This window comes from Paenibacillus sp. P4_E11, from assembly GCF_056401635.1.
Window position 1 is genome coordinate 1 of the sequence record NZ_JBFUIX010000627.1, and the last position, 767, is coordinate 767.

1 protein-coding gene is annotated in these 767 nt (G+C 47.7%); it reads left to right on the top strand.

The annotated features are described in order from the left end of the window. Nucleotides 1–433: 433 nt before the first annotated feature. On the top strand, nt 434–767 hold a 334-nt coding region (locus AC1DWB_RS36540), incomplete at its 3' end, for an RNA polymerase sigma factor (RefSeq protein ID WP_477545936.1).

A 767-nucleotide genomic window follows, 5' to 3' on the forward strand; every position in this document is an offset into this window, starting at 1 on the left:
ACTTATGCCAATCTCCGGGCACCGTAATCAAACCTTTATCCAGACTGGAAAGGTTGGCATAATTCGGGGGTATTAAGGTGTTAGGATAAAATTCCCATTCGCCATCAAGCGAGATCGTGGGATGCTTGACAAAGTCCCAGTCTCTTAAATCCAACTCTCCATTCAATAGATGTGGATGAGAAGGGTTTGCCGTGGATACAATCCACACGACTCGAATACTTGTAAGCAGAACAAGGAAAATCCCTATATATAGAAACAATCTCTTTTTAGTCATCATAGAGTAAATTATTTCGACAAAACCTGTGAAAACCCTCTTACTACGGAAATTCTACTCATGCAACCGTCGCTCCCAACCTGTGATGAGGTCGAGCGGTTCGACGGCTGAGCACAAGTGATTCGCGACCTCGGTATCGGAAAGGAAGGAGAACGATTGTTGGAACATAGCCAGCCTAATGAGAAGCAAACGGACTTGATTCGCCGTGTACAGGTTGGGGAAGGGGTGGCTTATGAGGAACTTGTGGCCTTATTTCGGCCGCAGGCGTTGGAATGGGCAACGCGTGTCGTGGGCGATCCCCACTTGGCGGAAGACGTGACGCAGGATGCTATGGTAAGGATGAAGACCAAGATCGGTTCCTTGCAAGATCCAAGTAAATTCACATCATGGTTCAAGCTAATGGTCCGCCGACTGGCACTCAATCAGCTCCGGGGCAAGGTTCGCCAAGTAATGTCCTATGGGGAAGTTCCTGAATCTATGGAACAACTAGAAC